This window comes from Vibrio sp. 10N.261.46.A3 (assembly GCF_041472995.1).
In the GTDB taxonomy this organism is placed as follows: domain Bacteria; phylum Pseudomonadota; class Gammaproteobacteria; order Enterobacterales; family Vibrionaceae; genus Vibrio; species Vibrio coralliirubri.
Genome location: NZ_JBFRRH010000029.1, coordinates 62,343 through 89,190 on the forward strand (window position 1 = coordinate 62,343; position 26,848 = coordinate 89,190).

Genomic DNA, 26,848 nt, shown 5'->3' on the forward strand with positions numbered 1-26,848 from the left:
ATCCTCTCTTTCATTTCTGAATTCAAGAGCTATTTTAGACTCAAAATGCCTCTCACAGCCTTGTTGAAAGCAAATAGTCCGAGTTATTCCAAATTCATACGACTTTAGTAGTAAAAAGAAAACTCTGCTGAATGATTAGTTATCGGCATAGAAAATAGCAGACCTATAAATATCAACAAGTTACGTTAAAAACCAAAGAATAACGTACACTAAAACGGCTCACTGAGCGCTTTTATTTCTAGATTTTGACATAGATCAACAGAACGTAAAAAAGCGCCCTAAGGCGCTTTTAACTCAATCACAAATAAAGAAATTAGTGATGCTAAACCGAAGGTTCAATCACTTCTTCTGATGATTGTTCTAGGGTTGAATCCTCTAGAGTAGATTCAACAGCTGGGGACATCACATCAGAGTCACGTTCGTTGGCCACTTTGCCACCTAAGCTTTTCAAACTATCCACTAACTCTTCTAAGCTTTTAATGTGAGCATCACTCTTGGTAATCTGCTCACCGAGCAACTCACTGTGTTTGGTTGCTTCCGACAATTGCTGCGCTTGTTTCTGATTTTCAGACTCCAGCTTAGCCAATTGCTCCGTCAAAGTTTCAATCTCTGACTTCAAAAGCCCTGTCATATCAGAGCTTTTTAACGCTTTAACACTCGCGACAATCTTCTGTGATTGCTGACGTAGTCCAACATCACGGTAATCTTCATCATTAACGATTTGTGAAATGCTCAGTAACTGGTTCTCTGCATTCAAAACCGACTGTTCGAACTGGTCGCCTTTTACGCTCGCCAGCACTTTGACTTCATGAGCGACACTGCGCACGTGGTTCAATTCAAACTCTGCAGCGTGAACCGCGTCTTCAATGATCGACTTTTCACGAGGGCTAGCTTTCACTTGGCTTTCAGCCAACGCAATTTGAGATGCCGCCTTAGCAAAGGTTAGAGGAGCAACGTCATCAAAGTCTTCATCTTCCAAGAACTCTAATTCGTTCTTCAAAGGTTCGATGTATTTCTTATGCGCCACTTTAACTTCTAGTAAACGGGCATTGTTAAGAAATTCCACCTGCGCTTCTTGAGCGTCTTCAAGCTCATCGACCAACACATACTCGAACAACTCGCTGTATTCTGAATACAAACGTTTGTAGCTCGAGGTAAACATGGTATCTGCGCCCAAGAACTTCAGGTAATCCATTTGGACAATCGAATCAGCGAGTACTCGGTCTGCCTTCTTCTTTAACACTAAGATCGAGTCATAGTTTGATTTGATCAACGCGATTTTTTCATCGAAGGCTTCAGCGTAAGTTAGGCTCGAAAAAATGGAGTAACTCTTGGTTATCCGAGTTTCGTCTTTCAGTAAGTCCGCATAAATGCTTTCAGCATCATCCCATGCGTCTAATAGTTCATTGTAATTCTCTGGAGCATAGAGAGACAATTGAGCATGGTCTTCAAGCTTAACTTCCCATTCGGAGTAAACGCTTTGGACAGACTGAAATGAACGGACCTCTATTGTCGATTCATTATTGTTGTTTGTGGTTTGGTTCGCGTCTGTCTGCTCTGAGGGTGTGCTTTGACAACCTGAGATAGCAAATAGCATACTGATCGTTAATGCTACTTTGTTCGCTCTCACTTATGCATATCCTTTTTATACAATATTCGCTCAATGCAAATTATTTCTAGTCACAATATATTACAACCACTTAGCAATAAACATCATTGATGATTTAAGTGGGTGCAAATCACCCAATATAACCAAAATAAACTCATCACTCGATGATTAATCAATCAATTTGGTATCACTTATCAATTCTCTTTATTTGCTATTGCCTGAGCCGAGAATGCGCACTAAGGTGAAGGTAGAGAACGTTATGAATATATAGGTTAATTATGAAGTACAACGCTGAACATATTGCTGATTTAAACCTCCTTCTTCAATTTGATGTAAGTAGTGCTGCTACTGGAATTAAAGTTCATCAAGAGGCTGCTCAAGAAACTCAAGACGCTGTTAAGCGCCTATTCGAAAAAAACCTTTGTACTCAGCCAGACGGCGGTTACCTAACAGATGAAGGTATCGAGATGGCAGAGCGCGCAGACAAGCTTCTTCGCGTACTAAACTAAAGCTCCATTGTTCTAGTAAAAACTCCACTTGCTTCGGCCGTGGAGTTTTTTCATTTTTGGGCAAAGCTTTGTTAGGCTTATTGTAAATTCGTCATTTGCAGTTGTGAGGAACACATGGCTTCTATATTTATTGTCGGTGCAGGATGGGTAGGTGCACCTTTATCTGAACATTTAGAAAAACATGGTAACCGAGTGGTGGTCACGAAAACGACCCAAGCGGGAGCAGACGCCATTGGTAGCGAACGAATTCCATGTGAAGTGTTTAGCTTTGATTCATCCGATCCACAGCAGACTATCGGGCGACTCTATTCATTGTTACTCGAAAACAACACTGAAATTGTGATTGGCAGCTTCCCTCCTGGCTTTAGAAAAGGAGCAGGACAAGAGTATGCCGACTACTGGCAGCAACTCACCAATGCATGTCAAAAGGCCAACATTAAAAAGCTCATTATGGTCAGTTCAACCACGGTATACCCAACCAAGCCGGGTGTGCTGAACGAGCTGGATGCATCACTCCCTCTTTCGACATCAGATAACGAGCACGCGTCTTTATTTTCCGATAACGCACGAATCATGCTGCAAGCTGAACAGTCAGTGATTGATTCCGGTATCGACTACACCATTCTTCGCTTTAGTGGCCTAATAGGCCCAAGCCGTCACCCATCACGCTTCGCAAGCAAGTTAAAACAAGTCAGCACTCAAGCTCCAGCCAACATGCTGCACCTTGATGACGCAATTGGTGCTGTCGATTTCGCTATCAGTCAACTGCACAACGAAGTAGTTAACGTGACCACACCAAATACAGTCAGTAAGGCGGAGTTTTATGCCGCGGCACTGAAAAGCGCCAACAGTAGTGAGCCTCTGCCCGCTGTTGTTGATACCCCAGACAAGTTAATCTCTTCGAAGAAGATTCTCGACTTAGGTTATTCATTTAAATTCGAATCCACACTGGACGCACTTCATGACTGAACAATCTATAGCTAACAAAGATCCCAACATAAAACTGCATCGCTCAGTCGACACCCTTTGGAACTTTATGTCTATGGGTCACAAGGTTACGCCTTCAGACTGTATCTTTGTATTGTGTAGCAACGATACTCGCGTCGCGGAATATGCAGCCGAGCTTTATCACCAACAGATCGCGCCTTACATCGTTTTTTCTGGTGGTGTGGGACGCTTTACCGAAGGCAGCTTTGAGCGCTCAGAAGCAGAAACATTCGCTTCTATCGCACGAGATTGTGGCGTGCCTGACTCTGACATTATCATAGAGAAACACGCGACAAATACTGGGGAAAATGTACGATTCACTCATGAGTTGCTGACAGAAAAAGGGTTATCGCCGAAGAGGCTAACCTTAGTTCAGAAGCCCTTTATGGAGAAACGTACCTACGCCACCTTCAGTAAGCAGTGGCCTGACGAAACTACCGAGATTACCGTGACGTCACGTTGGCAAACTTGGGATGATTACTTTAACGAAGAGTTGCCGTTAGATATGGTGTTAGGCGCATTAATTGCTGATTACGAGCGAATCAAATCCTACCCAGAGAAAGGCTTTCAGATTGAGATGCCGATCCCCGACGACGTTGACCACGCCTATCAAGCATTGAAGAAGCTCGGCTTCGAATAAGTCAAAAGATCGACTTCGAATAAAATAAAAGCTCGGTTGGAAAAAAGCAAAACACAGGCTCAATAAACAAAAACGGTGACACTTGGTCACCGTTTTTCGTTCTTTCGCGTTAGCCAATAGATCTGCTTATTTACCTAACGCTTCTTTGTAGTGCAGACGGCAAACAGAAACGTATTTGTCGTTACCGCCAATAGCCACTTGGTCGCCCTCAGCAATCGCCACACCGTGCTCGTCGGTACGAATTACCATGTTCGCTTTACGGCCACAGTGACAAATTGTTTTAAGCTCAACAAGTTTATCCGCCCAAGACAGTAAGTAACGGCTACCTTCAAACAGTTCACCCAAGAAATCGGTACGTAGGCCGTAACAAAGTACTGGGATGTGCAGCTTATCAACCACTTCTGTTAGTTGGTACACCTGCTCCTTCGATAAAAACTGACACTCATCGATCAAAACACAATGACGCTTTTCTTCCTCATTGAGCTTTTTGATCGCATCAAACATGTTGGTGTCATTTTTAAACAGCTGAGCTTCAGATTGCAGACCAATTCGTGAGCTCACTTTACCGATACCATAGCGATCGTCCAACGCTGCCGTAAAGATCACTGGCGTCATGCCACGTTCTTGGTAGTTGAATGAAGATTGAAGAAGCGTTGTTGATTTACCCGCATTCATTGCCGAGTAATAAAAATACATCTGAGCCACAGAAATATTCCTGTTATTTAAAAGTTGAAGATAGAAAAGGTGAAAATAGAGAATTCGTGCTAGAAAAAAGGGCTGAAAATCAGCCCTTTTTATAAGATTTACTTACGACGCCAAGTCGTACCTTCTGGGCCATCTTCCAGAACAATACCCAACTCGTTTAGCTTATCACGTGCAAGATCGGCGTTTGCCCAATCCTTTGAAGCACGAGAGTCGTTACGCAGTTTGATCAACGCTTCGATTTCAGCCACTTCGTCGTCGTTACCTGCCGCATCACCTTGAAGGAAGGCTTCTGGCTCTTGATGAAGAATACCGATGATGTCTGCTAGTTCACGCATCAATGCACCAAGTCCGCTTGCTTTTTCGATGCTTTCAGGCTTGATACGGTTGATTTCACGCGCCATTTCAAACAGTACTGAATAAGCTTCAGGTGTGTTGAAGTCATCGTTCATCGCAGTAGAGAATCGAGTCACGTACTCTTCGCCACCAGCAGGAGCAGCTGTAAGGTCTAGGCCACGAAGTGACGTGTATAGACGCTCTAGTGATGCGCGAGCTTGGTTTAGGTTATCTTCGCTGTAGTTTAGCTGGCTACGGTAGTGACCAGACATTAGGAAGTAACGTACCGTTTCAGCATCGTAATGTGCTAGCACGTCACGAATAGTGAAGAAGTTACCTAGTGACTTAGACATCTTTTCTTTGTCTACCATCACCATACCACTGTGCATCCAAGTATTTACATACTGAGTGCCGTGCGCGCAGCAAGACTGTGCGATTTCGTTCTCGTGGTGAGGGAACTGCAGATCTGAACCACCGCCGTGGATATCGAAGTGGTTACCAAGAATAGACGAGTTCATTGCTGAACATTCGATGTGCCAACCTGGACGACCCGGGCCCCATGGCGATTCCCATGTAGGTTCACCTGGCTTAGACATCTTCCAAAGAACGAAGTCTAATGGGCTACGTTTTGCAGATTCAACATCAACGCGAGCACCCGCTTGAAGCTGATCAAGGTCTTGCTTAGAAAGCTTGCCGTATTCATCGAATTTCTTTACTTCAAACATCACGTCGCCGTTGCTTGCAACGTATGCGAAACCACGTTCAATCAGCTTTTCAACAAGCTCGATGATTTCAGTGATGTATTCTGTCGCACGAGGCTCAACGTCTGGACGCTTCATGTTCAATGCATCAAAGTCAGCGTGCATCTCACCGATTAAACGCTCAGTCAGAGAGTCACAAGACTCACCGTTTTCGTTAGCACGCTTGATGATTTTGTCATCGATATCAGTGATGTTACGAACGAAGTTCAAATCATAACCAAGGTAACGAAGGTAACGAGTTACTACGTCGAAAGAAACGAACGTACGACCATGACCAATGTGACAGAGATCGTATATGGTTACCCCACAGACATACATGCCGACTTTGCCAGCTGTAATTGGTTTGAATTCCTCTTTCTGTCTTGTGAGCGTGTTATATATCTTCAGCATGATCTCTATCTATTTTATGGATTAATCAAAAATAAGCTCGCAGTATAACAAGTCATACCTTAATAGGTAATCCCCCAAAGCAGGAATTACCTCAAACATCCGAGTTAAGTTAATGATTTGGTGATTTGAAAGTCTGCCAACATGCGCTAGAATTCGAACTTCATATTAAAAAGACAGTAAGGTAACAATCATGATCATCCTTCACACAAATTTTGGTGACATCAAAGTTCAACTTAACGAAGAAAAAGCACCAGAAACAAGCGCAAACTTTCTACAGTATTGCCGTGACGGTTTCTACGACAACACACTATTCCACCGTGTTATCGATGGTTTCATGATTCAAGGCGGCGGCATGACTTCTGGCCTTAAAGAAAAGGCAACTCGTGCAACGATCAAGAACGAAGCAAACAACGGCCTAGCGAACAAAGTTGGTACGCTAGCAATGGCTCGTACTATGGAACCGCATTCAGCGAGCTCTCAGTTCTTCATCAACGTTAACGACAACTCTTTCCTAAACTTCCGTAGCGAAAGCCTAGACGGTTGGGGCTACTGTGTATTCGCAGAAGTTGTTGAAGGCATGGACATCGTGAACAAGATTAAAGGTGTGAGCACTGGTTCTATGGGTATGCACCAAGATGTACCTCTAGAAGAAGTGATCATCACTGGTACTACAATCGAAGCTTAATTACTTGCTTTCGGTTAGGGCGTATTGACCTTTTGAGCTGATTTTTGCAGCGAGTTGCTGGGGATTTATACAAGGCAGAGGCTTTGATGTGTAGCTAGCCTACATGAGAAGCCGATAACGCAGTAGAAATGACCAGCAAACGCTGCCCAAAGGGTTCAGCTAAAAGCGTTCTACTCTTTGTTGAGGGAAATTTGCTTAGAATGACTAGGCTTCCTATCCCTCGCCTCGATTAAAACGCTTTTATCTCGAACAAAATTTAACCGCCAAAGGTCAACACGCCCTAGTATTAATAATTGATGAGCCGATAAAATCAGGATACAGGGAGCGAATCGCTCCCTTTTTTTAGACCTATGAAAACATATTTTATATCAGACCTGCACCTTTCTCCGTCACGACAAGACATCACGGACTGCTTCCTAACCTTTATAAAGAAGGAAGCCATAGAAGCAGATGCACTTTACGTGTTAGGCGACCTTTTCGAATTCTGGATTGGTGACGATGATAAGAGTGAATTCGCGACTTCTATCCGCCAAGCGTTTATCGACTTAGTAAAAACAGGCGTGCCTTGTTACTTTACTCAAGGGAACCGCGACTTCTTAGTCGGCAAAAAATTTGCTAAGCAAACGGGCGTGAAACTTCTCGACGAAGTTTCTACGATCGATATCTACGGGCAAAAAGCGGTGGTGTTGCATGGTGATACCCTATGTACTGAAGATGTAAAGTACCTCGCCTTTCGCGAAAAAGTGCATCAGCCATGGTTACAATGGGTCTTCAACCGCATCCCATTTTTCATCAAGAAGAAAATTGTTTCGAAGGTTCAATCAGATATCAAAGATGACAAGCAGACCAAGTCTCTCGACATCATGGATGTGACACAGCAAGAAGTCGAAGATGTGATGGAACGAAACAATGTCGATCTGATGATCCACGGCCATACTCACCGCCCAGACATCCATACATTTGATGCTAGCAATTGCACTAAAACCCGTATCGTACTTGGCGATTGGTATACACAAGGATCAGTGCTGGTGTTCACGCCGCAAAGTTTTGAACTACAGAATCGAGCGTTTAGCAATAGCTTTTAACATCACGCTTAAACTTTCACTTTGATTATTATTGTCGGTCAGACTTTCTTAGAAAGTGTATGGTAATTTCTAGTGAATTAGCTATTATCTCTCTATCAGAAATAAACCGAACACAGTACCAAGTTGAAATATTCATACGTAGCGCGTCAACCAATACTCGACACAGGCAAGAAAACCATAGGTTACGAGTTGCTATTCAGGGATGGTCCTAAGAACACTTTCCCTGAAGTAGAGCCGGAGCTCGCTACTAGCCGTTTGCTTTCCGATCACTTCTTATCGACCCACTATAATACGTTAGGTGATAAGCTTGGGTTCGTGAACTTCCCATATGCAAGCCTAATCAACTTAGTCCCTACTCTGTTCCCCAAAGAAAGCCTCGTTGTTGAGGTTCTTGAAGACTGCAAACCAACAGACGAATTACTTGAAGCAATCAAAACCATCTTTGACGCGGGTTATACCATTGCGCTAGACGACTTTGTGCCAAGTAAAGCTTGGAAGCGCTTCTTACCTTACGTTTCGATTATCAAGTTCGATATCCGTTTGACGCCAATTGCCAAAGCAGCGATGTTTATGAACTCTCTCAAAGGGCTAGATATCAAGTTCCTTGCTGAGAAAGTGGAAACGTACGAAGAATACCAAGAAGCGAAGAAAGCCGGCTTCACCTACTTTCAAGGTTACTTCTTTAGCAAGCCAGAAATGATCCAAACGCGTGCGCTCAACCCTGCATTCCTGACGACCGTTCAGCTGTTAAAAGAGATTGCACACGACCCTATCGACTTTGGTGAAGTAGAGCGTTTAATTACGCTTGATGTGACCATGTCGTATAAGCTACTTACCTACGTAAACTCTGCAGGTGGTTCAGCAACGACGATTCGCTCATTCCGCCAAGCGCTTATTTACCTTGGCGAACAAAAGCTGCGTAAGTTCGTTTCTCTTGTGGCTATCGCCTCCGCGAAAGAAGATAAGCCGGACTCTCTCTATGGTTTGGCTGTAATACGCGCACGTCAGTGTGAACTCTTGGTTGAGAAGATGAATGTAAAGGTTGAGCCTGGACAAGCCTTTTTGACCGGTATGTTCTCTCTATTGGACTCACTCTTTGACCAACCATTGAAACAAGTACTCGATTCAGTGCCGATCGACGTAGAGATCAAACAAGCCTTAATTCAACGTAAAGGCGTGTTAGGTGCGGTGTTGGCGATGGTGGTTGCGTATGAACAAGCTCGTTGGGATGAAGCGACTCGTATTCGCCAGCTTCTCAAACTGAGTGAAGCTCAACTTGGTCAGGCTTATGACGAAGCGACAACTTGGGCCCAAGAACTATTGTCTCCAGCCTTAAAATAGTAATCTTCGCGCTAACACTTTGATAATTTCAATAGAAACTAAACTTTGGTGAGCGATCGTTTCTTGGTAAACTCCCACGCATTCATTTATGGCCTCTTAATAGAGGCCATTTTTACAGGATCTGACTATGTCTTTATGCCCATGCGGTAACAATAATACTTACCAACAGTGCTGTGAACCGGCGCACCTTAACCACAGTGTCGTTGAAACACCTGAGCAATTGATGCGCTCTCGTTACTCAGCGCACGTGTTGGGTTTGGTTGACTATGTTGTTGCGACTTACCACCCTAGCTGCAATGCCGAAGCACAAAGAGAAGGCATCGCAGAATCTATCGACAGCGAATGGGCAGGCCTAGAGGTCATCGATACTGCGGCAGGTTCACACCAAGACGAAGGCTTTATTGAATTTAAAGCTTACTTCAATGAAGACGGCGCACAATACTGCATGCAAGAGCGCTCGCGTTTCGTTCGTGAAAACGGGCTATGGTTCTATATCGACGGTGAGTTCCCAGAGCCAAACCAACCAGAACCAGAAATCGATCCTCGTTTAAACCAAACGGTTGAAAGCTTCAAGATCGGCCGTAATGACCCATGTATTTGTGGTAGCGGAAAAAAGTATAAGAAGTGCTGCGGGTAACTCGCACGGCTAAGAAGTCAGATTAATAGAAGAGACTCCTGATGTCGCTTAGGCTCCTCGGAATGACGTAAAGTCAGAGTTTAGCAAAGTGACGCAGGGCTTAGAAGTCTTGAAATCTTGAAGCCTTGAAGCCTTGAAGCCTTGAAGCCTTGAAAATTAAAAAGCTAAAAAGCCCCGTAAACATATTTGTTTACGGGGCTTTTATCTATCTGTTACGTGGTTCGATTAACCTAAACAGAGCTTACTTGTGACGTTCTTTTAGCTTGTTAACCACATCGTTCATCGATAAGCCTTGGTCTTGAAGAAGAACCATCAAGTGATAAATCAAATCTGCTGATTCACACACTAATTCCGCCTTATCGCCCGACGTCGCCGCAAGCGCGACTTCAACGCCTTCTTCGCCCACTTTTTGCGAAATACGCTTGGTGCCACGGGCATATAGACTGGCAGTATAAGAAGACTCAGGGTCTGCGTCCTTGCGGGCAGCCAGTAGCTGCTCAAGCTGATGAAGCCACACCATCTGAGACTCTTCTTGCTTGTCTCCATCCCAACACGTTGTTGTACCTGTGTGGCATGTTGGGCCAATGGGATTAACTTTAACCAGTAAGGTGTCGCTGTCACAGTCCAAGGCGATGTTTTGCAGTTGCAATACGTTGCCCGACGTTTCACCTTTCGTCCAAAGACGCTCTTTGGTGCGAGAGAAAAACGTCACATTGCCTGTTTCACCGGTTTTCTCAAGTGCGGCTGGGTTCATGTATCCCATCATTAGCACTTGGCTTGACTGGTAATCTTGAACAATCGCTGGCACTAAGCCATCTACTTTTTCCCAGTTAATACGCTCTGACAATGCGCCTACTTCTGTTTTTGATAAGCTTGCGGTTTCAAAACTCATAGTCGCACCTCTACATCTTGTTGTTTTAAATATTGTTTAAGTTCACCAATATTGATGACTTGCTTGTGGAATACCGAAGCTGCTAATGCACCGTCCACGTTGGTCTTCTTATAGGCTTCAGCAAAGTGCTCCATCGCACCTGCGCCACCTGATGCAATCAGGGGTACATTACACACTGAACGTACCATGTTTAACTGATCGATGTCATAGCCGTTACGAACACCATCTTGGTTCATCATGTTTAACACAATCTCACCTGCGCCACGCTTCTGTACTTCCTGCACCCAATCTTTGGTTTCCCATTTGGTTGCTTTCGTACGCGCTTCATCGCCAGTGAATTGGTAAACCTGATATTTACCGGTTTCTTTATCGAAGTATGAATCGATGCCGACCACGATACACTGCACACCAAACTTATCAGCAAGGTCAGTGATCAGTTCAGGGTTAGCCAGTGCAGGTGAGTTGATCGATACTTTATCTGCACCAAACTCAAGAATGCGCGCTGCATCTTCTGCTGATTTAATACCACCAGCCACACAGAAAGGAATATCGATCACTTCAGCTACGCGTTTTACCCAGCTCTTGTCGACAACACGGCCATCGCTTGATGCGGTGATGTCATAAAATACCAGTTCATCAGCGCCCTCTTCTGCATAGCGTTGTGCTAGCGGAACGATGTCACCAATAATTTCGTGGTTACGGAACTGAACGCCCTTAACCACCTGTCCATCACGGACATCCAAACAAGGGATTATTCGCTTTGCCAACATGCAAATGCCTCCTCTGCGGTAAACTTGCCATCAAGTAGCGCACGACCCACAATCACACCCGCAACACCGCTGCCTTTAAGCGCTTCGATATCAGCTAGGCTGCCAATGCCGCCCGATGATTGGAATTGCACTTGTGGGTACTGCTTACAAAGATCAACATAGAGCTCTACGTTTGATCCTTCTAGCGTGCCGTCACGTGAAATATCGGTACACAGAACGTGTTTAAGGCCAACCGTGAGGTAGTCTTCAATCAGCGCTTCAATGGTCACACCTGAATCTTCTTGCCAACCTGAAATCGCCACTTTGCGTGTGCCGCTTTCGTCAATATTGATGTCCAGAGCCAGCACGATTTTTTCCGCGCCGTACTTATCCATCCAACCTTTCACCAACTCTGGTTGCTTAACCGCTGTAGAACCAACCACAACGCGCTGTGCGCCAGCTTCTAGCAGATCAACAACATCTTGTTCGTTACGCACGCCACCACCAATCTGGATGTTGGCAGGCGTGCTAGCAAGGAGCTTAGCAATCAAGTCTAACTGACGAGCCGTTGTGTCTTTTGCGCCCGTTAAGTCAACAAGGTGCAACCAGCCAGCGCCAGCTTGGTGATACAGATTAAACTGCTCTGCTGGGTCTACTTTGTATTCTGTTACTTGCCCGTAGTCTCCTTGGAATAAGCGAACTACTTGGCCTTCAATTAAATCTAACGCGGGAATAATCATTTACATTCCTTATATGGCAACGTCAGCCGCTGCCTAATCCTTATTACAATTCCAAGAAGTTCTGAATCAGCTTAGAGCCAGCTTTCGAAGATCGCTCTGGGTGGAACTGAACACCATAATAATTACCACTTTGCACCGCCGCAGTGAACGGATTACCGTAATCACATTGTGCGATTGTGTAGTCGCCCACTGGCATTGCGAAGCTATGAACAAAGTAGAAGTATTCGCCTTCTTCAATGTCTTTAAATAGCGGGTGATTAGGCGTTGCTGTTACTGTGTTCCAACCCATGTGTGGTAATGGTAAGTCGCCCGTTTCAAGTAAACGAACTTCGCCATCACACAAACCTAGGCATTCAACTAACTCATCAGCCTTTTGACCTTTCTCTTGAGACAGTTTGCCTAACAGCTGCATACCTAAACAGATACCTAGCAGAGGCTTCTCTACTTGCTTCACAAGGGTAACAAGGTCACGCTCTTGCAGGTTCTTCATAGCCTCACTTGCTGTACCTACACCGGGTAGGAATAGCTTGTCGGCAGCAAGAACTACTTCTGGTTCTTTTGAAATTTCAACTGCGTAACCCAGACGTTCAATCGCAAACTTCACCGATGAAACGTTGGCACAACCAGTATCAATAATAACGACTTTTTGTTCTTTCATACCGATCCCTTACAGAACGCCCTTGCTGCTTGGTAACTCATTACCTTCAACTTTGATTGCTTGGCGAAGAGTACGGCCAAACGCTTTGAACAGGCTCTCAATGATGTGGTGATCATTATTGCCATCAGAAGAAAGGTGTAGCGTACAAGCCAATGTATCGGTTAGAGAGCGGAAGAAGTGAACCACCATCTCTGTTGAAAGATCACCCACTTGCTCACGGCTGAACTTAGCATCGAACTTCAGGTATGGACGACCAGAAAGGTCTAGCGCACACTGAGCCAAACACTCATCCATTGGTAGGCTGAAACCAAAACGGCCAATACCACGTTTGTCGCCTAGTGCATCTTTCAATGCTTGGCCTAAAGCCAGAGCGGTATCTTCTACTGTGTGGTGATCATCGATGTGCAGGTCGCCCTTCACAGTCAGGTTCATTTGGAAACCACCGTGTGTCGCGATTTGATCAAGCATGTGGTCGAAGAAACCCATGCCTGTATCGATCTTGTTGCCACCGGTTTCATCAAGGTTTACTGCCACCTTGATATCGGTTTCTTTAGTGGTACGAACTACTTCAGCAATACGCGCATTAACCGTCAGATCTTTAACGATTTGTGGCCAGTTAAGCGTGCCTTCAGTTTCCGAATCCGGGCCATATTGAATACCGCGGATAGCCATGTTCTCTGCCAGTTGAAGATCCGTCATTCGGTCGCCAATCACAACAGAGTGTTGGAAGTCGACTTTACCGCCTTGTAGGTACTCTTTAACCATACCCAGTTTAGGCTTACGGCAAGAACAGTTGTCTTCGTCAAAGTGAGGGCAAATAAGCACATCGTCAAACTTAACGCCTTGAGATTCGAAGAACTCCATCATCATATTGTGTGGCGCATCGAAATCTTCTTGTGGGTAGCTATCGGTACCTAGGCCATCTTGGTTAGTGACCATCACTAAGCGGTAGCCAGCGTCTTGCAAAGCAAGCAGGCTAGGAATCACTAGCGGTTCGAATTTTAGCTTGTCTAAACGGTCTACTTGAAAGTCAACTGGCGGCTCAACAATTAAGGTGCCGTCACGGTCTATAAAAAGTATTTTCTGTTGTTTACTCACTTGAACTTCCTTTTAATTTTAAATCTGGTGGCCTAGCTAAAATCAAACGCTAACCCAAAATATTGGTTTCACTTGCCAGCCCAATTAATCAACTCAAACTGGCAAATGTTATTATTGGTAAGCCTTTCGTTACTGATAAAAGTTACGAATGAATCCAAGTGTCTTTTCGCACTCTTCGCGGTTACCAATACTAATACGAACACAGTCTTCAATCGGTGAATTACGCAAAATAATGCCCGTATCCCAAGCCGCTTTAAATAACTCATCGCCTTTCGGGAATTTAACCAGTAGGTAGTTACCCCAACCATCAAATACCGTCACTTGAGGCATGCCTAATAGACCCGCTTGCAAATACGCTCGGTTAGCACTTAAATCTAGAACTTGGAACTTAGCTCGCGCTAGTCCTTGCTCTGAGAGAGCTTGAACGGCAATGTCAGCAACAGGGATTGGCACAGGATAAGGAGCGATCACTTTCAACAGTACATCGATAAGCTCTTTATTCGCTAGCGTAAAGCCACAACGTAAGCCCGCCAAAGCAAAGGCCTTCGACAAGGTACGCAGAATCGCTAGGTTTGGATATTGTTCAAGCAAATCAACGGTTGACGCTTCTGGACAAAAATCGATATACGCTTCATCCATCACCACAATCGCTTTGTCTTGTGTCATTTCAAGCAGCTTGATGATGTCTTTACGATCAACCAAATTACCCGTTGGGTTATTTGGGCTACAAACAAACACCACTTTTACGTTGTCGAGTTGAGCTTCGATAGCTGGAAGATCCAATTGCCATTCAGAAGTCAGAGGCACAACCTTACGCTCAACACCAATCGTCTCCGCACTGATTGCGTACATACCGTAAGTGGGTGGGCAGTAAAGAATAGCGTCTTCGTTCGGCTCACAGAAAGCACGAATCAATAACTCAATGCCTTCATCAGCACCACGCGTTGTCAGTGTTTGCTCTGGTTTCACACCTGCGTATTGTGCGTAAGCGTCAATCAGCTCTTTTGGCTGACATTCGCTGTAGCGATTAAGACGAGACAAGTTCAGATTGTACTCGTTATCAAACGGAGATTCGTTGGCGTTCAACCATACATCTCCGCTGCCACCAATGCGTCTTGCAGACAAGTAAGGTGTCAGAGCCTGAACTTGTTTTCTTGCTAACTTTTCCATGCCCTACCCTTATTTCGCTTTATTTAACTTTTCAACTCGGATGGTCACAGCGCGTTTGTGTGCATCCAAACCTTCGGCTTCCGCCATTGTTACTACTGTTGGCGCTAGGCCTTTCAAGCCGTCAGCTGTTAGCTCTTGCACCGTCATTCGCTTAGAGAAATCAGCCAAACCTAGGCTTGAATACGTCTTGGTATAACCGTAAGTCGGAAGAACGTGATTTGTGCCTGATGCGTAGTCACCTGCAGATTCTGGAGACCAGTCACCCAGGAAAATTGAACCTGCATTGTCTAACAATGGCAGCAATTCACGTGGGTTCTTGGTTTGAACAATTAAGTGCTCAGGACCGTAGAAGTTCGAAATCGCAATCGCTTGAGTGAGCGATTCAGCAATGATGATTAAGCTTGAAGCCAATGCTTGCTGAGCGATGTTCGCACGAGACAGCTCTTTCAATTGCTTCTGAACCGCTTCTGTTACTTGGTCTGCAACCACTGGAGATGGTGTTACCAATACAACCTGAGAATCAGGACCGTGCTCCGCTTGGCTCAACAAATCCGCCGCAATGAAATCTGCATCGGCAGTTTCATCGGCAATCACTAACACTTCAGATGGGCCAGCTGGCATATCAATCGCCGCACCGCGGAAGTCATTGCTTACTTGGCGTTTCGCTTCCGTAACGTATGCGTTACCCGGACCGAAGATCTTATCGACTTTAGCCACACTCTCGGTACCGTAAGCCATTGCAGCCACCGCTTGACCACCACCAACGTTGTAAACCTCGTCGATCTTACAAAGCTTAGCGACATACAAGATTTCATCAGCGATTGGCGGAGGTGAACAAAGCACAACCTTACGACAACCTGCGATTTGAGCAGGAACACCTAACATAAGAACCGTTGACGGTAGTGGCGCACTGCCACCTGGAATATAAAGGCCAACAGTATTAATAGCGCGCGTCACTTGCTCACACACAACACCAGGCTGTGTCTCAACCTTAATCGGTTGAGGCTTTTGAGCTTCATGGAACTTAGCAATGTTGCTATAAGCTTGCTCTAACGCTTGCTTCATCTCTGGTGTTAGACGAGCACACGCCTCTTCGATCTCACCCGAACTGACTCGGATAGATTCTGGAGTTACACCATCAAACTTTGCAGTCAGCTCTCTAAGCGCGGCATCGCCTTCATTTCGTACTTTTGCAATAACATCAGAAACAGTTGCTGTGATGTTTGCACCTTCAGTAATAGCTGGACGCTCTAATACCGAGTCTTGCTGTGATTCACTTAAAGATTGCCAAACAACGGTTCTCATCGTCACTACCCCATCATTTTTTCGATTGGTAATACTAGAATCGAGCTTGCACCCAACTCTTTCAGCTGTTCCATTGTTTCCCAGAACAAGTTCTCTGTACTTACTAGGTGAACGGCAACTTTGTCTTTGTCTGTTGATAGTGGAAGAACCGTTGGATCTTCAGCACCAGGCAGTAATGCTTTGATTTGCTCTAGCTGAGATGTTGGCGCGTGAAGCATGATGTACTTCGACTCTTTCGCTTGTTGAACACCCTGCATACGAGTCAGTAGTTTCTCAATCAATGCGGTTTTATCTGCGTCGAACTCACCAACACTTTGAATCAGTGTTGCTTTAGATTGGAAGATAGCTTCTGCTTCTTTTAGGCCATTTGCTTCTAGCGTTGCACCTGTAGAAACTAAATCAGCGATAGCGTCTGCAAGGCCAGCGCGAGGCGCCACTTCAACCGAGCCTGTTAGCATACAAGTGCTGAATTCAACACCCTGCTCGTCCATGTAGGCTTTCAGTAGTTGTGGGTAGGTTGTCGCAATACGTTTGCCCGCAAGATCTTGTGGGCCGTTGTATTCTTCGTCTTTATTGATTGCGATAGAAAGGCGGCAACCACCGAAGTCTAAACGACGTAGTGTGCGAAACTCTGATGGCTCTTTTAGAGCAACACGGTCTAGGCGAACTTCTTCTAGTTCATTTTCACCGATAAAACCAAGGTCAACCACACCATCCATGATAAGACCTGGGATGTCATCATCACGAACTAATAACAAGTCGATTGGCATATTTAGTGAATGAACAACTAGGCGCTCACCCATGATGTTAAATTTAACACCACATTTTTTAAGTAGGTCTTGGCACTCTTTACTTAAGCGACCTTTCTTTTGAATTGCGATTCTTAGGCGTTGTGTCTGCATTGCTGTATCCCTGTGCAAATATTTGAATTTATTGATTATTTAAAAGCGCTAAAACTAAAAAACCCTCGGAAGACTTTGTCATCCCGAGGGTTTAAATCTAAATTCTTTGACTTAACCTCCGGGAGAATTCTTGCTCCCGGGTATACGTAAATCTCCCCGAAAGACTAGATAGGGTGATGATGGTGATGAATGTTCATTACTAATTTACGCATACTTATAAGCTCTTCAGTTGTTTGCTTTCTTATCTCCACACTAACTAAGCTGGGATCCTTTTTCAACCATTTATTCGAACTTTTTTCACGAAACTTAAAATTAAATTAACAAGCACAAAAAAGGGAGGCCAATGCCTCCCTGATAGTTTACTGATTAGCTTTCAGTTTTAGCTTTTGCACGTCGCCATTTTGCAGCGAGAGAAGTAAGCCAATGCAAAACATACAGCAACAAACGTTAGAGACGCGGCGCCAAATGCGATGCCAATTGAAGATGTCATACCTAGGGTAATGAAACCAATGCACGATACGAACGCCACAGACAGCGCGTATGGAAGCTGAGTCGATACGTGGTCAATGTGGTTACAACGAGCACCAGTAGAAGACAGAATCGTTGTGTCTGAGATTGGAGAACAGTGGTCACCAAATACAGCACCTGCTAGAACCGCACTTAGCATCGGCAGAATTAGCGCGATGTCAGATGCCGCAGCCATGTCGCCCGCGATAGGTAGCATGATACCGAACGTACCCCAAGATGTACCTGTCGAGAAAGCCATAATGCCAGCCAGAAGGAACAAGATAACTGGTAGCCAGTGGTAATCAATGCTGCCCGTTACTAGAGACGATAGGTAAGAACCTGTTTTCATGTCGCCGATTACAGAACCGATAGTCCAAGCGAACACAAGAATTAGGATAGCGCCAAACATAGAGCTTGCACCGATCCACATCGTTCTTGCGATGTCTGCCATAGACAGCTTCTGTTTGAATACAGTTGCTAGAGCAACGATTAAGCCGATAACGCCACCGTAAACAAGTGACTTACCTACATCCGTGTTTTCAAACGCACCTAGAAGGTTAAATGCTTGACCATCAGCAGTAAGCGCTTGGCCACCGGTGTAAAGCATCGCGGCAACCGTCGCTACGATTAACGATACGATTGGCATAACCAGATCAGAAACTGAACCGTTTTCGCTCTCTTCGATATCTAGCTCTTCGTTTAGATCGTGCGCTTGCTTTTGATCGTTGTCGCCTTCAAAGCCACGGCCTTGAGATGCTTCGATCTCATGCTCACGCATCTTACCAACGTCTAGACCGAACCATGCCACTGCAAACACCATTAGTAGTGCGAATACAGCGTAGAAGTTCATTGGGATAAGACGAACGTAAGCACCCAGTGCAGAATATTCTGTCACACCGTGTGTCACTAAGATGCCACCAATGATAGTGATGATGTAAGCACCCCAGCTAGAAGCAGGCATGATCACACACATAGGAGCAGCCGTTGAATCTAGGATATAAGCAAGCTTAGCGCGAGATACGTAGAAACGGTCTGTTACAGGGCGAGAGATAGCACCAACCGCTAGGCTGTTAAAGTAGTCATCAACAAAGATGAATACACCTAAGAAAGCAGCAAGTAGTTTTGAACCACGTTTGCTCTTAACTCGAGACTGTGCCCACTCCGCGAATGCGCGAGTACCGCCAGACAGTGTTAATAATGCCGTTGTCATTCCAAGAATAATTAGGAATGCAATGATGCTCATGTTCCAAGTGTTGATGCCACCATCTTCGATGAAAACACCAGATGCTTTAGTAAACACGTAACTAGCTGCGTTACCTACTGAGTAGTCAGCAAGTAGAATCGCACCCATGATGATACCGACACCCAAAGAAACCAATACACGGCGGGTAACAATAGCAAGGCTCAAAGCCACAAGGGGCGGAAGCAAAGATAAAGGTGATGTTGCAAAATCTATTAAATTCATGATCTTCAAAAACCAGTTTTTTATTTGGCTAGAGATCTACTGCAGACAAACTTGATACGGCTGACCAAGCTCATGTTGAACTAAGCGAAAGGGAAGTGAACACTTCACCCAACCCTACAGTAGCGCTCCATAGTTTAAAATTAAGACTATGGCAGTGTTGTACCTATTGAGCACAACCCCAGCAAATTGCTTAGATATACAATTTACTTCGGCAATTACACCTTTCATTCCCGTTCATTGGCATCACCCCAACGGAAGTTACTTTTTATAATTGCACCTCTACGTGCGATAACATTATTAACCGTGTAAACCAGGGTTTAACAACAAATTAACCAATACCTCGCATCAGGTAGCCGCAATTGTACTCATCAAGAGCAACAATGCAACATATCATTCCGAGAAAAATAGCTTTTTGTTAATGAACTAATCAATAGAAGAATAGTCTACATAAGTTGACTACTCCACCTGTCACATATCGGTTTTTAAGATAATCTTAATAATTATTATAAATTCAATAGAAATACAGCTCTGAATTTTCAACTATTCATCTCACTTTTATATTTAAATATGTAATAGAAGAAATACTATTTGTTTTATTCCTAGGCTCTGTTTATTATTAGGAAGATTATTTAGTTTACCTTGATGGAAAATATCATGTCTGAATTAACAAAAACTCTATTAAATATCCGCAGCCTTCGTGCGTTCTCACGTGAATTAACTCTTGAGCAACTTGAAGAAGCGCTAGACAAGCTGACTATTGTTGTACAAGAGCGTCAAGAGTCTGAAGCTGAAGAGCGTGCTGCTAAAGCAGAGCAAGAAGCTAAGCTTTCTGCTATTGCAGAACAAATTGCAAAAGACGGAATTGATGTTGCCGATCTTATTGCTGCACTTTCTGGTGAAGCAAAGTCTAAAACAACAAAAGCTAAACGCGCTCCTCGCCCAGCGAAATACAAATACGTAGACGCAAACGGCGACGAGAAGACTTGGACAGGTCAAGGCCGTACGCCTTCAGCTATCCAAGAACAGCTAGATGCTGGTAAATCTCTAGAAGAGTTTGCTATCTAAACATTTAGTTTACTTAGTGAGTAATCAATTACACGCTAAGCAATAGAATTAATATTTAAGTCGACCAAAGTATTATTTACGACTTCAATATATTCAGAAACAAAAAAGGCTCCTTTCGGAGCCTTTTTTATATTTGTACTATCAGTATTAAAAACCAACTGATACTGATAGTACTACTGATTAAAGAAAGTAACTTATCTTTCCCAGTACGCTTCTTCTAGGCTATCTTCTCTTTCAGGAAGGCCACGAGATAAACGTGGAGAGTGTTGAACCAACACTTCATAGCTAGCACGGTTAGAATATTTACAAACTTGTGAAAACGAAGAGTACGTCAAGAATGAATGTTGGTGCTTACTTGAGTTTGGCACGTTTTCTTTGTGGTACTTATTAGCAGCCATATCATGTAATAAAGCTGATAACGCAGCATCACCTGCACCGTTAGTGTTTTTGATTTTTTCTGGACCACCCATGTATGGCGCAATGTGCGAATACACTTTAGTTGGGTTTTCACATAAATCTTTATGCGCAGGACGGCTAAATTCAAAACGGTTGAATTCAGCAATTGAACCTGGAAGTAAAGGCAGTGACGTTTCACGCTTAGCTGCATCTTCTGTATAACCGGCCATAAATAGGCCAACAGGTCCCGCAGTACATAGAACAAGGTCTACCCACTCTAGCGCTTTATCTGATGCAGCAAGCGGATCGCTTTCACCCGTTAACGCTTCAGCTTCGTCTTCATTCATTGCAACAACCGTTACGTGTTGCTCAAGGAAATCTTTCCAGAATTCTGGGTCATCTTGAATAACGAACTTAGTACCTAGTGTAAGAACTACCGGCACATCGTATTTCTTCGCGTACTCGATCGCTTTCATTGTTGCTTCAGGCATCGGGTCACCTGGTTTACAACGAACTAAATAAGCCGTTAAAACTAAAGCAGAAGCACTTTTGAAGATTTTTTCAGGAATACTTTCTGGTTTTAATTGGTTCATTTGTCCTTCGCTAATTGCGAAAGTACGTTCACCGTCTTCTGTAATTAATGCAAAGCAACGACCAATTGCGCCATCTACCCCTTGTAAATGGTTCAGATCCATTCTGCTTGATGTATTACATAAATAGCGGTAACCGTAACTACCAATCTTAATATCTTGGCTCATTACACCAAGCAGAGTTGAACGGTCATCCGCTAGCACTGAATAGTTGTGTAATGTGTTACCAATTGTGCCACCAGCGTATTCATTGGTAATCAGGCACTGCTCTTTTAATTCTTGATACAAAGATTCAGCGGCTGCGTCGCCAATAACCAGTGAATGTCCCTTGCTCAAACCATACTTCTCAATAAGTTCAGAACTCACCTTTGCTTCAATATCCACCAATGTTTGGTCAATACCGATAATATGAGTGCGTGACATTCTTTTACTGCTTTGAGCTTGGCTCACTAGAGGATCACGAGCGTGAACCGGAAAGTAGTGCTTTGATTTACGTTGTCCAGGGAATTTCATAGGGCTAGTCTAAGTCAAGGGGAAATAGGTGGCGGATTCTACCGCGCTATATTTAACGCGGCAATCTTTCAAACTATAGCAAACGTTTGCTGAAGGTTTTTTTTATTCGCCTTCCATAAAGCTTAAATCAGGCAGCATGCCCAAATGCTCTGCGTAACGTTTTTGGTTAAACTCCGCGCCGTTTTTCATAACGTCAAATACTTCAATCGCCAAAGCACATGCCATAGCCGCAATGGCTTCTTCACGTGGAGTGCCAGTCATCATTAAACGCATCAACGTCTCTTTCACTTTCACTGGTTCGCCATCTTCAAGCTGGTTCTCGATAATCTCGATCAGCTCTTCTTCTTGCATAAATTCGTTTTGTTCAGACATTTTTTTATCTCAGGTCTTGGATTTCGAGCGACTATGCCACATATACTTCTGACATCCTAGCGACTCACCTCGCTCTCATGCGATTCTCTAACAAAGTCAGCGCACTATTTGTGCAAATGAAACTGTGATTCCGGTCTCGGATCTGTCACGGCGTTTCTCTTTCTGTTAGAATCTGCGACCAAGTAATAGTAACGGTGTTTAGACATGTCAGATATCAGCTCTGGAAACAGCGAAAAGAAAGTAATTGTCGGTATGTCCGGCGGTGTAGATTCGTCAGTATCGGCGTATCTTCTTCAGCAACAAGGCTATCAGGTAGAAGGCCTTTTCATGAAAAACTGGGAAGAAGACGATAACGAAGAATACTGCACGGCAGCTGAAGATCTTGCTGATGCTCAAGCGGTATGTGACAAACTAGGTATCCACCTTCACACTATCAACTTTGCTGCAGAATACTGGGATAACGTATTCGAATACTTCCTTGAAGAGTACAAGGCAGGTCGTACACCTAACCCAGACATCCTTTGTAACAAAGAAATCAAATTCAAAGCATTCTTAGAGTTTGCGGATGAAGTGCTAGACGCAGACTACATTGCGATGGGTCACTACGTTCGTCGTACTTTCCCAACTCAAGAAGAGCTTGATGCTGGCGTAAAACCAGAAATGCTACGCGGTCTAGACAGCAACAAAGACCAAAGCTATTTCCTATATACGCTAAGCTCAGATCAAGTGGCACGCAGCCTATTCCCTGTCGGTGAATTAGAGAAGCCAGAAGTGCGACGTATTGCTGAAGAGCAAGACTTGATCACAGCGAAGAAGAAAGATTCAACAGGCATCTGCTTTATCGGCGAGCGCAAGTTCACTGAGTTCCTAGGCAAATACCTACCAGCACAACCGGGTAACATTGAAACACCTGAAGGCCAAGTGATTGGTCAACACCAAGGTTTGATGTACCACACGCTAGGTCAACGTAAAGGCCTTCATATTGGCGGCACTAAAGGTGGCGGCGGTAACGAAGAACCATGGTTTGTTGGTGAAAAAGATCTGAAGCGTAATGTTCTGATCGCAGTACAAGGTAAAGATCACCCTCTTCTAAAATCAGAAGGTTTGATCGCTTCTCAGCTTCACTGGGTAAATCGCACACCAATTACTGAAGTTATGACATGCACGGTAAAAACACGTTACCGTCAAACCGATATTCCTTGTACAATCATCCCAATTGATGATGAGAACATTAAGGTTATTTTTGATGAACCACAGATTGCTGTGACCCCAGGTCAATCGGCAGTGTTCTACCTAGACGACGTTTGTCTTGGTGGCGGTATCATCGAAAAACGCATCTAACTAATCAAACGACAAACGATAGAAGACAACTAGGAGTTACTACGTGGCTAATACACTTTATGACCGTACTATTGCTTTCGCCGGAATTTGCCAAGCTGTGGCTTTGGTTCAACAAGTAGCGAAAGACGGCCATTGTGATAAAGATGCCTTCGAAGCTTCACTCAATGCTATTTTAAATACCAACCCGGCGAACACCGTGGGCGTATTTGGACGTGAAGCGAACCTAAAGCTTGGCCTTGAGTGCTTAGTTAAAGGTATCGATAGTACTCCAGCTGGTAGCGATATTACGCGCTACATCATCAGCTTGATGGCTCTTGAGCGTAAACTATCTTCTCGTAACGACTCTATGTCTCAGCTTGGCGATCGCATTCAAACTGCAGAACGCCAAACTGAACATTTTGATCTGTTTGACGAGCAAATGATCAGCAACCTAGCGAGCATCTATCTCGATGTTGTGAGCCCTATTGGCCCACGTATTCAGGTATCTGGCACACCAGCGGTACTTCAACAGACATCGAGCCAGCACAAAGTTCGTGCACTCCTTCTGTCAGGTATTCGAAGCGCTGTTCTTTGGCGCCAGGTTGGTGGTAAACGCCGCCATCTTATCTTCGGTCGCAAGAAGATGATCGAGCAGGCTCAAATCCTACTAGCTCGAATGTAATTTATTAGCTCGCGCCTCGTCGCGAGCTTGTTTTTTGTATCAACACAACTCTCACGCAAACGATTGCGCAATGTGCGTGACAATTGAGATTGTTACTGGTATAAACCTCTCAAAATTTAGAAAACTCAATTCAGGAGAACACCATGGAACTGTCAGCATTGACTGCTGTTTCACCAGTAGACGGCCGTTACGGAAGTAAGACTATTGCATTACGCAGCATCTTTAGTGAGTTTGGACTACTAAAGTACCGCTCTATCGTTGAAATTCGTTGGTTACAAAAGCTTGCAGCAACTGATGCAATCAAAGAAGTACCAGCGTTCAGTGCAGAAGCTAACCAGTTTCTTGATGAACTAGCCGCTAACTTCAGCGAAGAAGATGCTCTGCGTATCAAAGAGATTGAGCGCACGACAAACCACGACGTTAAAGCGGTTGAATACTTCTTGAAAGAGAAAGTTGCTGGCGTTCCTGAGCTTCACGCAGTTAACGAATTCATTCACTTTGCATGTACTTCTGAAGACATTAACAACACATCTCACGCGCTTATGCTTAAAGAAGCTCGTGACACAGTGATTCTTCCAGAAATTCGTAACGTAATCGATGCTATCAAAGCTCTTGCGAACGAGTACCGTGATATTCCTCTTCTTTCTCGTACACACGGTCAGCCAGCTTCTCCTTCTACTATGGGTAAAGAGATGGCTAACGTTGCGTACCGTATGGAACGTCAATTCAAGCAAATCGAAAGCGTTGAGATCCTAGCGAAAATCAACGGTGCTGTAGGTAACTACAACGCTCACCTTTCTGCATACCCTGAAGTTGAATGGCACCAATTCAGCGAAGAGTTCATCACTGAATCTCTTGGCGTAACTTGGAACCCGTACACAACTCAAATCGAACCTCACGATTACATCGCTGAGCTATTCGACGCTGTTGCTCGTTTCAACACGATCCTTCTAGACTTCGACCGTGACGTTTGGGGCTACATCGCTCTTGGCCACTTCAAGCAGAAGACTATTGCTGGCGAAATCGGTTCTTCTACAATGCCGCATAAAGTTAACCCAATTGACTTCGAAAACTCTGAAGGCAACCTTGGTCTAGCTAACGCAGTATTTAGCCACCTTGCACAAAAACTTCCAGTTTCTCGCTGGCAACGTGACCTAACTGACTCTACGGTTCTTCGTAACCTAGGTGTTGGTGTTGGCTACGCAATCATTGCATACACTTCAACTCTGAAAGGTATTAGCAAGCTAGAAGTTAACCGTGAAGCGCTACTTGCTGAACTAGACAAGAACTGGGAAGTACTAGCAGAACCAGTACAAACAGTAATGCGTCGCTACGGCATCGAGAAGCCATACGAGAAGCTAAAAGAGCTAACTCGTGGTAAGCGTGTAGATGGCGAAGGCATGCGTGCATTCATCGACGGTCTTGAAATCCCTGCAGACGAGAAAGTTCGCCTGAAAGAGATGACACCAGCGAACTACATCGGTCAAGCAATCGAGCTGACTGACAAGCTATAAGATTCGAACAAACGAATAAACAAAGGCTTCCCATGTGGAAGCCTTTTTGTTGCGTAGAACAAATGTTTCGAACAGTAGTCCCTAAGTAAAACAACCGTCGTCAATCTAGCCTGACTTCTCCAATTAGCCTACCGTATTCAAATACTGCAAACCACATCCTTAAACGCTAAGATCAAAAAAGGCCTCCCGAAGGAAGCCTTTAGCATAGATGCTGCCGCTTAACGACAACAGCTTGTATTAGAAATTACATGTTACGTAGAGAAGCAATACGCTTATCTAGTGGCGGGTGGCTCATTAGAAGCTCAGTTAGAGACTTCTTACCGTTGATACCAAACGCCATCATAGAACCTTCTAGTTGTGGCTCGTGGCTCACCTTTAGACGCTCTAGCGCTGCAATCATCTTCTCTTTACCTACCAAGTGCGCTGCACCTGCATCAGCATGAAACTCACGATGACGGCTGTACCACATGGTAATGAAGCTCGCTAGGAAACCAAATACCAGTTCCAGCACCATAGACACACCGAAGTACACCATCATGTTGCTGCCACCCTCTTCTTCGTTGTCATTCGACGCAACAATGTTGGCGATGAAACGAGATAGGAAGATAACGAACGTGTTCACAACACCTTGCATTAGGGTCATGGTCACCATGTCACCGTTCGCGATGTGGCTAACTTCGTGAGCTAATACCGCTTCAGCTTCGTCACGCGTCATACTGTGCAGAAGACCCGTTGATACTGCGACCAATGAATCATCTCGCTTAGCGCCCGTTGCAAATGCGTTGATGTCTGGCGAATCGTAGATCGCCACTGTTGGCATACCAATACCAACTTGTTGAGATTGACGGCTTACCGTCTCCATCAACCAATGTTCTGTTTCGTTACGTGGGCTTTCAATAACCATGCCGCCTACAGAGCGTAGCGCCATTTTTTTCGACATCATTAATGAAATGAATGAGCCGCCAAAACCAAATACCGCAGCCATCACCAATAAGCCTGAGAGGCTACCGGGTTGCATACCTGTAACTGCGTATACAATATTAAGAACAACACTTAGTACCAATACAACCGCTAGGTTGGTTGCAAGGAACAACATTACTCGCTTCATTACTTATCTCCGCATGAAAGCTGTTTTTATAAAACTTATTGTTATAGACAAGGCAGACAGCAATAGATTCCAACCTTGAAGATTTATACTTACTTATACATATATACCGAATCAACTTGA

General features: G+C 44.4%; 26 protein-coding genes, 1 riboswitch and 1 other annotated feature. Of the genes, 11 read left to right on the plus strand and 15 right to left on the minus strand.

The window, feature by feature from the left end:
• Positions 1 to 322 precede the first annotated feature (322 nt).
• On the minus strand, positions 323 to 1,630 hold the full coding sequence (locus AB4484_RS08635) for an ATPase (RefSeq protein WP_372077555.1): 1,308 nt from the start codon (positions 1,628 to 1,630) through the stop codon (positions 323 to 325).
• 257 nt (positions 1,631 to 1,887) lie between these two features.
• Here AB4484_RS08635 and AB4484_RS08640 point away from each other — a divergent pair, with 257 nt between their 5' ends.
• The 3 genes from AB4484_RS08640 (at position 1,888) to AB4484_RS08650 (ending at position 3,745) form a co-directional block, all read left to right on the plus strand.
• Positions 1,888 to 2,118 (plus strand): TIGR02647 family protein, encoded by a 231-nt coding sequence (locus AB4484_RS08640; RefSeq protein WP_017060280.1) that lies wholly within the window; start codon positions 1,888 to 1,890, stop codon positions 2,116 to 2,118.
• A gap of 114 nt (positions 2,119 to 2,232) precedes the next feature.
• The gene (locus AB4484_RS08645) at positions 2,233 to 3,087 is read left to right on the plus strand and encodes an NAD(P)H-binding protein (RefSeq protein ID WP_050634678.1); all 855 of its coding nucleotides are present in this window, start codon (positions 2,233 to 2,235) and stop codon (positions 3,085 to 3,087) included.
• Positions 3,080 to 3,745 (plus strand): YdcF family protein, encoded by a 666-nt coding sequence (locus AB4484_RS08650; protein ID WP_050652266.1) that lies wholly within the window; start codon positions 3,080 to 3,082, stop codon positions 3,743 to 3,745. The genes AB4484_RS08645 and AB4484_RS08650 overlap by 8 nt, the downstream gene beginning before the upstream one ends.
• 126 nt (positions 3,746 to 3,871) lie before the next feature.
• On the opposite strand, the gene AB4484_RS08655 is transcribed toward AB4484_RS08650, so the two are convergent.
• Together AB4484_RS08655 and cysS are read right to left on the minus strand one after the other, a co-directional pair.
• Positions 3,872 to 4,450, minus strand: a complete 579-nt coding sequence (locus AB4484_RS08655) for a thymidine kinase (protein WP_017060277.1) — start codon at positions 4,448 to 4,450, stop codon at positions 3,872 to 3,874.
• 98 nt (positions 4,451 to 4,548) lie between these two features.
• Positions 4,549 to 5,934, minus strand: coding sequence for a cysteine--tRNA ligase (cysS, locus tag AB4484_RS08660; protein ID WP_017060276.1), 1,386 nt, complete (start codon positions 5,932 to 5,934; stop codon positions 4,549 to 4,551).
• 190 nt (positions 5,935 to 6,124) lie between these two features.
• Between cysS and AB4484_RS08665 the strand changes: the two genes are divergently transcribed.
• The 4 genes from AB4484_RS08665 (at position 6,125) to AB4484_RS08680 (ending at position 9,682) form a co-directional block, all read left to right on the plus strand.
• The gene (locus AB4484_RS08665) at positions 6,125 to 6,619 is read left to right on the plus strand and encodes a peptidylprolyl isomerase (RefSeq protein WP_017060275.1); all 495 of its coding nucleotides are present in this window, start codon (positions 6,125 to 6,127) and stop codon (positions 6,617 to 6,619) included.
• A gap of 350 nt (positions 6,620 to 6,969) precedes the next feature.
• Positions 6,970 to 7,704, plus strand: a complete 735-nt coding sequence (gene lpxH / locus AB4484_RS08670) for a UDP-2,3-diacylglucosamine diphosphatase (RefSeq protein ID WP_372077558.1) — start codon at positions 6,970 to 6,972, stop codon at positions 7,702 to 7,704.
• A 123-nt stretch (positions 7,705 to 7,827) separates the two neighbouring features.
• On the plus strand, positions 7,828 to 9,045 hold the full coding sequence (locus tag AB4484_RS08675) for an EAL and HDOD domain-containing protein (RefSeq protein ID WP_372077560.1): 1,218 nt from the start codon (positions 7,828 to 7,830) through the stop codon (positions 9,043 to 9,045).
• Between the two features lie 127 nt (positions 9,046 to 9,172).
• Complete coding sequence (locus tag AB4484_RS08680; protein WP_372077562.1) at positions 9,173 to 9,682, plus strand: YchJ family protein; 510 nt, start codon at positions 9,173 to 9,175, stop codon at positions 9,680 to 9,682.
• 241 nt (positions 9,683 to 9,923) lie between these two features.
• Here AB4484_RS08680 and hisIE read toward each other — a convergent pair whose 3' ends face one another.
• The 9 genes from hisIE to AB4484_RS08725 form a co-directional block, all read right to left on the minus strand.
• Positions 9,924 to 10,574 (minus strand): bifunctional phosphoribosyl-AMP cyclohydrolase/phosphoribosyl-ATP diphosphatase HisIE, encoded by a 651-nt coding sequence (gene hisIE / locus AB4484_RS08685; RefSeq protein ID WP_009848800.1) that lies wholly within the window; start codon positions 10,572 to 10,574, stop codon positions 9,924 to 9,926.
• Positions 10,571 to 11,344, minus strand: coding sequence for an imidazole glycerol phosphate synthase subunit HisF (hisF, locus tag AB4484_RS08690; RefSeq protein WP_372077564.1), 774 nt, complete (start codon positions 11,342 to 11,344; stop codon positions 10,571 to 10,573). The genes hisIE and hisF overlap by 4 nt, the downstream gene beginning before the upstream one ends.
• Positions 11,326 to 12,063: a 1-(5-phosphoribosyl)-5-[(5-phosphoribosylamino)methylideneamino]imidazole-4-carboxamide isomerase gene (hisA, locus tag AB4484_RS08695; RefSeq protein ID WP_172380169.1), complete on the minus strand. Its 738-nt coding sequence runs from the start codon at positions 12,061 to 12,063 to the stop codon at positions 11,326 to 11,328. The genes hisF and hisA overlap by 19 nt, the downstream gene beginning before the upstream one ends.
• Before the next feature lie 43 nt (positions 12,064 to 12,106).
• Positions 12,107 to 12,721, minus strand: coding sequence for an imidazole glycerol phosphate synthase subunit HisH (gene hisH, locus AB4484_RS08700; RefSeq protein WP_017060268.1), 615 nt, complete (start codon positions 12,719 to 12,721; stop codon positions 12,107 to 12,109).
• 9 nt (positions 12,722 to 12,730) lie between these two features.
• Positions 12,731 to 13,819 carry a bifunctional histidinol-phosphatase/imidazoleglycerol-phosphate dehydratase HisB gene (gene hisB / locus AB4484_RS08705; RefSeq protein WP_050652269.1) on the minus strand — a complete coding sequence of 363 codons (1,089 nt, stop codon included), beginning with the start codon at positions 13,817 to 13,819 and terminating at the stop codon, positions 12,731 to 12,733.
• Between the two features lie 129 nt (positions 13,820 to 13,948).
• A complete protein-coding gene (gene hisC, locus AB4484_RS08710) occupies positions 13,949 to 14,989 on the minus strand; it encodes a histidinol-phosphate transaminase (RefSeq protein ID WP_372077567.1) in 1,041 nt (346 codons plus the stop codon).
• Between the two features lie 9 nt (positions 14,990 to 14,998).
• Positions 14,999 to 16,300, minus strand: coding sequence for a histidinol dehydrogenase (gene hisD, locus AB4484_RS08715; RefSeq protein ID WP_048617710.1), 1,302 nt, complete (start codon positions 16,298 to 16,300; stop codon positions 14,999 to 15,001).
• Positions 16,300 to 17,196 carry an ATP phosphoribosyltransferase gene (gene hisG / locus AB4484_RS08720; RefSeq protein ID WP_372077569.1) on the minus strand — a complete coding sequence of 299 codons (897 nt, stop codon included), beginning with the start codon at positions 17,194 to 17,196 and terminating at the stop codon, positions 16,300 to 16,302. Before hisG ends, hisD begins: the two co-directional genes overlap by 1 nt.
• A 53-nt stretch (positions 17,197 to 17,249) precedes the next feature.
• Positions 17,250 to 17,385, minus strand: a sequence feature (His leader region).
• A 190-nt stretch (positions 17,386 to 17,575) separates the two neighbouring features.
• Positions 17,576 to 19,168 carry a Na+/H+ antiporter NhaC family protein gene (locus AB4484_RS08725; protein ID WP_048609390.1) on the minus strand — a complete coding sequence of 531 codons (1,593 nt, stop codon included), beginning with the start codon at positions 19,166 to 19,168 and terminating at the stop codon, positions 17,576 to 17,578.
• 112 nt (positions 19,169 to 19,280) lie between these two features.
• A riboswitch (Lysine riboswitch) is annotated at positions 19,281 to 19,458 on the minus strand.
• 364 nt (positions 19,459 to 19,822) lie between these two features.
• Here AB4484_RS08725 and AB4484_RS08730 point away from each other — a divergent pair.
• Positions 19,823 to 20,233: an H-NS family nucleoid-associated regulatory protein gene (locus AB4484_RS08730; protein WP_017060262.1), complete on the plus strand. Its 411-nt coding sequence runs from the start codon at positions 19,823 to 19,825 to the stop codon at positions 20,231 to 20,233.
• Between the two features lie 194 nt (positions 20,234 to 20,427).
• Here the strand turns inward: AB4484_RS08730 and AB4484_RS08735 are convergent, their stop codons facing one another.
• Both AB4484_RS08735 and AB4484_RS08740 read right to left on the minus strand, forming a co-directional pair.
• Entirely contained in the window at positions 20,428 to 21,732 is a 1,305-nt protein-coding gene (locus tag AB4484_RS08735; protein WP_017065317.1) for an inosine/guanosine kinase, read from the minus strand.
• 102 nt (positions 21,733 to 21,834) lie between these two features.
• Positions 21,835 to 22,104 carry a hypothetical protein gene (locus AB4484_RS08740; RefSeq protein ID WP_010439986.1) on the minus strand — a complete coding sequence of 90 codons (270 nt, stop codon included), beginning with the start codon at positions 22,102 to 22,104 and terminating at the stop codon, positions 21,835 to 21,837.
• A 204-nt stretch (positions 22,105 to 22,308) separates the two neighbouring features.
• On the opposite strand from AB4484_RS08740, the gene mnmA reads away from it, so the two are divergent.
• The 3 genes from mnmA (at position 22,309) to purB (ending at position 25,620) form a co-directional block, all read left to right on the plus strand.
• Complete coding sequence (mnmA, locus tag AB4484_RS08745) at positions 22,309 to 23,445, plus strand: tRNA 2-thiouridine(34) synthase MnmA (RefSeq protein ID WP_048609389.1); 1,137 nt, start codon at positions 22,309 to 22,311, stop codon at positions 23,443 to 23,445.
• Positions 23,446 to 23,488: 43 nt separating this feature from the next.
• Complete coding sequence (gene hflD, locus AB4484_RS08750; RefSeq protein ID WP_019822494.1) at positions 23,489 to 24,106, plus strand: high frequency lysogenization protein HflD; 618 nt, start codon at positions 23,489 to 23,491, stop codon at positions 24,104 to 24,106.
• 143 nt (positions 24,107 to 24,249) lie between these two features.
• Positions 24,250 to 25,620 (plus strand): adenylosuccinate lyase, encoded by a 1,371-nt coding sequence (purB, locus tag AB4484_RS08755; protein WP_019822492.1) that lies wholly within the window; start codon positions 24,250 to 24,252, stop codon positions 25,618 to 25,620.
• Positions 25,621 to 25,864: 244 nt separating this feature from the next.
• On the opposite strand, the gene htpX is transcribed toward purB, so the two are convergent.
• Positions 25,865 to 26,728, minus strand: coding sequence for a protease HtpX (gene htpX / locus AB4484_RS08760; RefSeq protein ID WP_048617716.1), 864 nt, complete (start codon positions 26,726 to 26,728; stop codon positions 25,865 to 25,867).
• Between the last annotated feature and the right edge of the window lie 120 nt (positions 26,729 to 26,848).